Annotated in this window: 11 protein-coding genes; all 11 read left to right on the forward strand. The window is 42.3% G+C overall.

Translation table 11 applies throughout. From position 1 onward, the window contains the following. Nucleotides 1–425: 425 nt before the first annotated feature. The 11 genes from zevA to serA all read left to right on the forward strand — a co-directional run bounded on the left by zevA (nucleotide 426) and on the right by serA (nucleotide 8,286). Nucleotides 426–1,058 carry a zinc transporter binding subunit ZevA gene (gene zevA, locus QZ106_RS03625; protein ID WP_295974366.1) on the forward strand — a complete coding sequence of 211 codons (633 nt, stop codon included), beginning with the start codon at nucleotides 426–428 and terminating at the stop codon, nucleotides 1,056–1,058. Between the two features lie 297 nt (nucleotides 1,059–1,355). Further along, the gene (locus QZ106_RS03630; protein ID WP_295974369.1) at nucleotides 1,356–2,114 is read left to right on the forward strand and encodes a beta-methylgalactoside transporter; all 759 of its coding nucleotides are present in this window, start codon (nucleotides 1,356–1,358) and stop codon (nucleotides 2,112–2,114) included. 7 nt (nucleotides 2,115–2,121) lie between these two features. Next, nucleotides 2,122–2,673 carry a septation protein A gene (locus QZ106_RS03635; RefSeq protein ID WP_209362970.1) on the forward strand — a complete coding sequence of 184 codons (552 nt, stop codon included), beginning with the start codon at nucleotides 2,122–2,124 and terminating at the stop codon, nucleotides 2,671–2,673. A gap of 3 nt (nucleotides 2,674–2,676) precedes the next feature. Further along, nucleotides 2,677–3,138: an acyl-CoA thioester hydrolase YciA gene (yciA, locus tag QZ106_RS03640; RefSeq protein WP_021616162.1), complete on the forward strand. Its 462-nt coding sequence runs from the start codon at nucleotides 2,677–2,679 to the stop codon at nucleotides 3,136–3,138. 19 nt (nucleotides 3,139–3,157) lie between these two features. Beyond that, the gene (locus QZ106_RS03645; protein ID WP_111305493.1) at nucleotides 3,158–3,454 is read left to right on the forward strand and encodes a YciI family protein; all 297 of its coding nucleotides are present in this window, start codon (nucleotides 3,158–3,160) and stop codon (nucleotides 3,452–3,454) included. Nucleotides 3,455–3,699: 245 nt separating this feature from the next. Further along, nucleotides 3,700–4,029, forward strand: a complete 330-nt coding sequence (locus QZ106_RS03650) for a helix-hairpin-helix domain-containing protein (RefSeq protein ID WP_295974377.1) — start codon at nucleotides 3,700–3,702, stop codon at nucleotides 4,027–4,029. A gap of 121 nt (nucleotides 4,030–4,150) precedes the next feature. Beyond that, nucleotides 4,151–4,750, forward strand: coding sequence for an RdgB/HAM1 family non-canonical purine NTP pyrophosphatase (rdgB, locus tag QZ106_RS03655; protein WP_295974379.1), 600 nt, complete (start codon nucleotides 4,151–4,153; stop codon nucleotides 4,748–4,750). A 39-nt stretch (nucleotides 4,751–4,789) separates the two neighbouring features. Beyond that, nucleotides 4,790–5,113, forward strand: a complete 324-nt coding sequence (locus QZ106_RS03660) for a YbjQ family protein (protein ID WP_295974382.1) — start codon at nucleotides 4,790–4,792, stop codon at nucleotides 5,111–5,113. Continuing rightward, nucleotides 5,113–6,282: a radical SAM family heme chaperone HemW gene (gene hemW / locus QZ106_RS03665; protein ID WP_295974385.1), complete on the forward strand. Its 1,170-nt coding sequence runs from the start codon at nucleotides 5,113–5,115 to the stop codon at nucleotides 6,280–6,282. The genes QZ106_RS03660 and hemW overlap by 1 nt, the downstream gene beginning before the upstream one ends. Before the next feature lie 96 nt (nucleotides 6,283–6,378). Beyond that, nucleotides 6,379–7,035 carry a ribose-5-phosphate isomerase RpiA gene (gene rpiA / locus QZ106_RS03670; RefSeq protein WP_295974388.1) on the forward strand — a complete coding sequence of 219 codons (657 nt, stop codon included), beginning with the start codon at nucleotides 6,379–6,381 and terminating at the stop codon, nucleotides 7,033–7,035. An 18-nt stretch (nucleotides 7,036–7,053) separates the two neighbouring features. After that, nucleotides 7,054–8,286, forward strand: coding sequence for a phosphoglycerate dehydrogenase (gene serA, locus QZ106_RS03675; protein WP_295974390.1), 1,233 nt, complete (start codon nucleotides 7,054–7,056; stop codon nucleotides 8,284–8,286). The last annotated feature ends 157 nt before the right edge of the window (nucleotides 8,287–8,443 follow it).

Genomic DNA, 8,443 nt, shown 5'->3' on the forward strand with positions numbered 1-8,443 from the left:
GGAAAAGTGCGGTCATTTTTATCGATGTTTTGACATACAGAATGACCCTAAAGAAACAATAAATCACAAAGATTATTGCCATAATTCAGGTGGCTCATTCTACTTGATGTTTGCTGTTGTGCCAATTTCCATTCATGTTTTAGTCGTGTTTTTGGCACAAAAAAAACCTCTCCGAAGAGAGGTAGGAAAGTTGTTTAGCTATTATGATTATTTTATTTAGGAACTTTATGAATATCAAGCAATCACTTGATGGTGAAAGATGTTATCGATTTTTCAATAAGAAGCAAAATGCAAAATTAGGTTTGTTTGATATAAATCACAAAAAATAGGTAATTTTTCCATGATAGATGATTTTTTAATCGCACTGTGGTGCCTTTTTATTTGTGATAAAATAGAAAAATCCAATCTACCAAGAAGGTGAACCTGTGAAAAAAATAAGTTTATTTTTTATAACCTTACTTTGTGCTCAAACACTTTTTGCCCACCCCCATGCGTTTATTGACATGAAAGCCAAAGTGTTAGTGGAAAAACAACAATTAGTCGGATTTTCGATGCAATGGATTTTGGATGAACCCAGTTCGGCCGCTGTGTTATATGATGTAAAACAAGCAAAAAGTGACAAGAAAGCATTGCAGAAATTGATTGATGAGGTTATCGGCAATGTGGTCAATGAACATTACTTTAGCTATTTATTTGATAAACAAGGCAATAAAGTAAAATACAGCGCGAAACCACAAAATTACGGCATGAAGAGCAGTGGAGCGCAGGTGTTGTATTATTTTGATTTTATGTTGTCAAAACCGCAGCTTTTGCAGGATAACGAATTTACATTAAGTACTTACGATCCGACTTATTATGTTTCTATGTATTACGACCAGCCTTTTCATTCGGCCGTCGATTTTTCTCAATTACCGGAAAATTGCCATGGCGAAGTGTTGGAGCCTAATATCAATGAAAAACTTAAAGCTTACGCCTCCTCGTTAGATCAGTCTCAACGCAACGAAGATGACACCCTTGGTGCGCAGTTTGCACAAAAAGTGCGGTTAATTTGCCGCTAGTTTCTTGTCATTCGGCGATAGAAAATCAAACATAACCTAATTGACACCCAATTTTAATGGGGAATCGCAGCTTAATGAAATCGGCTATCGATAAATCAACGTAAAAATTGCGTAATTCCCCTGCTCTCTGCTTTCCTCTAGTTGGCTCATTCCTCGCGCAGCGTGCATCTTGATGCACGAATCCATGCGCAGAAATCGCGGATTTACACGTCGGAGTATTAAAATAGGATCTGTTTTTATCCGGAAAGGTCAGTATAATTAGGCTCTTTTTCTTTCACGTTTAATGAAGTCAATGAAATGCCAATAAACTTTACCCAAATTATTAAAGACAGCTTTCATTTCATGCAAAATGAAAAGCGAAATATCCTTCTCTTATCTATGCTCTACTTTTTTGTCGACATTATCATGGTATGGCTACAGTTTGTCATGTTGCCCAATGAAATTGTTATGTCTTTATCAAACAATCAAATTGCCTCCACGATGTCAGAAGAACAAGGCATCGATTTGGTGACATTCTTTTTTCTTAAACAGTTTATTTATATTTTTATCAGTGCATGGTGTTTAGTTAGCATTCATCAAATTAGCCTGCGCCGATTCCACACGATTTGGCAGAGTTTCTCCTCAACATTAAAACGGATTTTAGGCGCTATTTTGCTGAGTTTCTTGATTTTTATCCCGATCCTTATTGGGCTAACAGAAGCCATGATTGCTATTCAGCAAAAAGTACAGCCTTCCATTATTTCATTATTTGCGATGGTTATCGGCATTGGGCTCTATATTCGTCTTTGCTTAGCGCCGGTACATTATTTGCTAACAAACGACAGCATAAGCCATTCCGCTAAAATCACGTGGCGTGCTGCGATGGGGCGTGTTTCTGTATTATTTATCTTCTGCTTGCTGATTTATGTGCTGATCCCATTCGTGGAAAATTTTCTCACTGCCTTCTCAAGCAATGCCATCATGGCACTCATTAGCGGTATGCTGGTTGCGCTAATCAATGTATTTGCATTGGTTGTCACATACCGTTTTTATACGTTATTTATATCAAAGGCATAACATCAATATGAAACAATTACTTGAATTTATTCCCTTAATTCTCTTTTTTGCCGTCTATAAATTAGTTGGAATTCGTGAAGCGGCAATCACCTTGGTGATCGCGACTATCGTGCAATTCATTATTTTAAAAGTGAAATACGGCAAAATTGAAACGCAACAAAAGTTCATGGCAGGTGCGGTTATTTTTTTCGGTACCCTCACCGCTTATTTTAACGATCTTGAGTTTTTGAAATGGAAAGTGACGATTATCTATGCGCTCTTTGCATTGGTTTTACTTGTCGCTCAATTTGGTTTTAAAAAACTGTTGATTAAACAACTTCTTGGTAAAGAAATTACCTTACCTGAGCCGGTATGGAAGAACCTCAACTTAGGATGGAGCGGCTTTTTTATTTTATGTATGTTACTTAACATTTATATCAGCCGATATTTATCGGACGACATTTGGGTCGATTTCAAGTCCTTCGGCATTATCGGCATGACGTTTGTCGCCACGATCATTACAGGTCTTTATATTTATCGCTATTTACCTCAAACACAACAAGAAAAAAACAAGGAATAATCAATGTCACCTCAATTAATTGATAGCAAAACCGGACAACAATCTCACGGCACCCTTCTGCTCAGAACCTTAGCAATGCCTTCTAATACTAACGCTAACGGCGATATTTTTGGTGGTTGGATTATGTCTCAAATGGACATTGGCGGCGCAATCTTAGCAAAAGAAATCGCTCACGGACGCGTTGTGACTGTTGCCGTTGAAAGCATGAATTTCATTCAGCCGGTTTCTGTTGGAGATGTAGTTTGTTGCTATGGACAATGTTTACACGTTGGACGTAGCTCAATTAAAATCAAAGTGGAAGTGTGGGTTAAAAAAGTGGCAAGCGAACCTATTGGTGAACGCTATTGCGTGACAGAAGCACAATTTACGTTTGTTGCTGTCGATCAGGAAGGTAAACCTCGTGCTATTCCACGCGAAAATAATCACGAATTAGATGCCGCTTTGGCACACATGAAAACGCCATAAACTAACAAGAGGACTCAAAATGTACTACGTTATTTTTGCTCAAGACAAACCGAACACGTTGGCTCAACGCTTGGCCGTGCGTGAACAACACCTTGCTCGTTTGAAACAACTCCAAGCCGAAGATCGTTTATTAACCGCAGGCCCAAACCCGGCAATTGATGATGAAAATCCGGGTGAGGCCGGTTTCACCGGTTCGACCGTCATTGCCAAGTTTGATAGCTTGCAAGCAGCAAAAGACTGGGCAGCTCAAGATCCTTATGTAGAAGCCGGCGTGTATGGCGATATCATCATTAAGCCGTTTAAAAAGGTATTTTGATCTTCCCACCCATCAGGCAAATCACCAAGTCGCTGATTTGCCTGACATCCCTGTTCATTATTTCCGCCCTCCCCTATTTTCCGCCCCCTATCGAAATGCTTTAAAACCTAGCTCGTTTTTCCTTGATTTTGCGATTAAGATCCCAAAAGTGCGGTCGTTTTCTCGTGTATTTTTTCGATTTTCGGCAAAGTACGCCCGTTGATTAATTCAACGTGTATTTAACTCTAGTCTGAAAAGGAATCACTATGAAAGTAATGAAACATCTTTTGGCTTCTCTGTTCGTGTTAGGAACGGTGTTTACCGGCTCTGCCATGGCAGCAGAAAAGGCGGCAGAACCTGCAGCGCAAACAGAGCAACCCACCGCAACGGCTTCTGTTAGCCAGAAAGTCAACATCAATACAGCCTCTGCCGCTGAAATTCAAAAAGTGCTTGTGGGTATCGGGGCGAAAAAAGCGGAAGCCGTTGTGCAATACCGTGAAAAACACGGGGCGTTTAGCGCTATCGAGCAATTATTAGAAGTGCAAGGTATCGGCAAAGCTACGCTCGAAAAAAATCGCGATCGCATCGCACTTTAATCTCTCTCCTCTAACATTGTTTTTATGTAAGACGAGGCAATGCGCCTCGTCTTTTTTATTGGGTGCGGTATAATACGAAGCATTTTTCAACCGCACTTAACAGAATAAGTAAGAGAACAACATGAAACAGAAAATTGTTTTAGCCACCGGCAATCAGGGTAAAGTCAGAGAAATGGCAGATGTGTTAGCCGATTTCGGTTTTGAGGTTATCGCCCAAACCGACTTAGGTATCGACAGCCCGGAAGAAACCGGTCTGACCTTCGTAGAAAACGCCATTTTAAAAGCCCGTTATGCGGCGGAAAAATCCGGTTTACCGGCGATTGCTGACGATTCCGGCTTAGTGGTTGACGCGTTAAACGGCGCGCCGGGCTTATATTCCGCACGTTATGCCGGCGTAGATGGTGAACAGGCTGATGCGAAAAATCGTGAAAAATTATTAGCGGAATTGGCGAATGTGCCAACCGAACAACGCAGCGCACAATTTGTGAGCACCATCGTCTTATTACAACACCCAACCGATCCGTCTCCGATTATTGCGCAAGGCGCATATCACGGTATCATTACTTTTGAAGAAAAAGGCGACAACGGATTTGGCTATGATTCGCTCTTTTTCAGCCCGGAGGCAGGTTGCACCTTTGCCGAACTGGAAACCGCCGAGAAAAAGAAAATTTCCCACCGAGCCCGTGCATTAAGTGCGCTTAAAGCGCAACTAGGCGCATAAAGTGCGGTCAGTTTTCATAACGAATTTAAAGGACAAAAGATGATAATCACCACCACGCCTCACATTGAAGGCAAGCAAATTGTAGAATATAAACAACTGGTATTCGGCGAAGTCGTTGCCGGTTCGAATTTTATCCGCGACTTTTTTGCCGGCATTACCGACATTATCGGTGGGCGCTCCGACATGTATGAATCGCGTATTACCAAATCGCGCAAAGAAGCGTTAGATGAAATGCAAAAAAACGCTCAAGCCTTAGGCGCCAATGCCGTTGTGGGCGTAGAAGTTAATTACACCACCATCACCTCCGATGCCAAAAGCATGTTTATGATTGTGGCAAGCGGCACCGCGGTGGTCGTTCGCTAATGATAACACCGCCGTTAAATCCGTTGCTGTTACCACCATTGAGTTTATACATTCACATTCCGTGGTGTGTGCAGAAATGCCCGTACTGCGATTTCAATTCGCATGCACAAAAAGGTGCCATTCCCGAACAAGAGTATGTGCGCCATTTACTTGCTGATTTAGCAGCGGATTTATCGCGTTATCAGGAAAGCATCCAACAGCGTCCGCTGCATTCGATTTTTATCGGTGGCGGCACACCAAGCCTGTTTAGCGCAGAAAATATCGCGTTTTTATTACATCAAATCGAGCAACGCATTCCTTTTGCACCTCATATTGAAATTACCCTCGAAGCCAATCCCGGTACGGCTGAAGCCGAGCGTTTTTTAGGTTATGTACAAGCCGGCATCACTCGTATTTCTATGGGCATTCAAAGTTTTTCTGATGAAAAATTGCAAAAATTGGGGCGTATTCATAATGCTGCGGAGGCGAAAAGTGCGGTAGGTTTTGCCCGTGTTTCTCCTCTGTGCAGTTTTAATTTGGATTTAATGCACGGTTTACCCAACCAAACCTTAAACGAAGCCTTAGATGATTTACGCCAAGCCATAGAACTGGCACCGCCACATTTGTCTTGGTATCAGCTCACCATCGAGCCGAATACGATGTTTGCCTACAGACCACCGAAACTGCCTGATGACGATGAATTGTGGGATATTTTTGAGCAAGGCCATCAGTTATTAACGGCTGCCGGCTATCAACAATATGAAACTTCAGCCTACGCCAAACCAGGCTTTCAGTGCCAACACAATTTAAATTACTGGCGCTTCGGCGATTATCTTGCCATTGGTTGCGGTGCACACGGCAAACTCAGTTTTCCAAACGGCCAGATTTTACGTTACAGCAAAACCAAACACCCGAAAGGCTACATGCGCGGCGAATATTTATATGAAGAACGGGACGTCAGCACTGAAGATCGCCCTTTTGAATTCTTTATGAGCCGTTTCCGCTTGTTGGAAGCCGTGCCAAAAAACGAATTTGAACAATTTACCGGCTTGCCGTTAAGTTCGGTAGAGAACACAATGGCTTGGGCGCAGGATCAAAAATTCATCACGGAAACCGACCGCACTTGGCAGGTTACCGAGCACGGTAAACTGTTTTTAAACGAATTATTAGAAGGCTTTTTGCCCGAATAACACATCTCTACTTGTTTATGCCCGGGAAACTGATTAAAGTAAACGCAATCGTTTACGCGATGTTTTAGCGTAATATTCAGATGTTAAGGAGAAAAAATGAATCAACTTGAAATGAAAAAAATCGCCGCGCAAGCGGCTTTGCAATTTGTGAAGCCGGATATGATCGTGGGCGTGGGCAGTGGTTCCACTGTGAATTGTTTTATTGAAGCGCTTGGCTCAATGAAAGATGAAATCAAAGGTGCTGTAGCAGCCTCCAAAAATTCGGAAGAATTACTGAAAAAACATGGTATTGAAGTATTTAGTGCAAATGATGTGGCAGGCTTAGATATTTATGTGGATGGCGCGGATGAAATCAATCCACAAAAAATGATGATCAAAGGCGGCGGTGCGGCGTTGACACGTGAAAAAATTGTGGCTGCATTGGCAAAAAATTTCATCTGCATCGTGGATAGCAGCAAACAAGTGGATGTGTTAGGCTCAACTTTCCCGTTACCGATTGAAGTTATTCCAATGGCGCGTTCGCAAGTGGCTCGTAAATTAGTCACACTTGGTGGCACACCGGAATACCGCGAAGGCGTCGTAACCGATAACGGCAACATCATTTTAGACGTACATAATTTTGCCATTATGAATCCGGTGGAAATGGAAAAAGAATTAAATAACATTGCAGGTGTCGTGACTAATGGCGTGTTCGCTTTACGCCCGGCAGATACTGTCATTGTCGGCACACCGGACGGTGCAAAAATCATTTAAACATCATTGGAGAGAAATATGACATCAAAAGTTTCATTAGATAAAAATAAAATCAAATTTGTGTTGTTGGAGGGCGTTCACCAAAGCGCCTTAGACACGTTGCACGCCGCGGGTTACACCAACATTGATTACTACAAAAAAGCATTGGACGGCGATGAACTCAAAGAAGCCATCAAAGATGCCCACTTTATCGGCCTACGCTCCCGTACGCATTTAACCGAAGAAATGATTGCGGCCGCACCGAAATTGATCGCCATCGGTTGTTTCTGTATCGGCACCAACCAAGTGGATTTAAATGCAGCAAAAGCCCGTGGCATTCCTGTCTTTAACGCACCGTTCTCCAATACGCGTTCTGTGGCGGAATTAGTGTTAGGTGAAATCCTATTATTAATGCGTAACATTCCGCAAGCCAATGCAGAAGTGCACCGTGGTTTATGGAATAAGTCAGCTGTGGGTTCACACGAAGTGCGTGGTAAAAAATTAGGGATTGTGGGCTACGGCCATATTGGTTCACAACTTAGTATTATTGCTGAATCCTTGGGCATGGATGTGCATTTCTACGACATTGAAAACAAACTTCCTCTTGGCAACGCCAAACAAGTGCGTAGTTTGGAAGAATTGCTCGGTTCTTGCGATGTCATTTCCCTGCATGTCCCTGAATTGCCATCTACCCGCAATTTAATCAGTGCAGAACGTATTGCCCAATTAAAACAAGATGCCATTTTAATTAACGCAGCACGTGGTACTGTGGTGGACATTGATGCATTAGCTAAGGCGTTAGAAGAAGGCAAATTACATGGTGCAGCTATTGACGTATTCCCGAAAGAACCGGCATCCATTAACGAGGAATTTGTTTCACCATTGCGCAAATTCGATAATGTGATCTTAACGCCGCACATCGGTGGTTCTACCGCTGAAGCACAAGAAAATATTGGATTTGAAGTCGCCGGTAAATTTGTGAAATATTCCGACAATGGCTCAACTTTGTCTTCCGTTAACTTCCCGGAAGTGTCTCTACCGGAACATGAAGGCTCCAAACGCTTGTTGCACATTCACGAAAACCGCCCGGGTATCTTGACTAAAATCAACCAAATTTTCGTTGAAGCTAATGTCAATATCGCTGCGCAATATTTACAGACAGATCCGAAAATCGGCTATGTGGTAATTGATGTGGAAACCGATGATTCCGCACCATTGATCGATAAATTGCGTCATATTGAGGGCACAATTCGCACGCGGATCTTGTTTTAACGAAAAAATAACAATCCGCACATAAAACGTGCGGTTTTTAGGCTCCCCTATAAGGGCCTATACTTCACAAGCCCTAAAGAGGCTTGTGAAAACCGGTCACCGTGTTTATTTTCATATCACTATTTTAGTGAATCGTAGCGTGCAACTTGTTGCACGA

The sequence above is a fragment of the uncultured Aggregatibacter sp. genome (assembly GCF_901873365.1).
GTDB lineage: Bacteria > Pseudomonadota > Gammaproteobacteria > Enterobacterales > Pasteurellaceae > Aggregatibacter.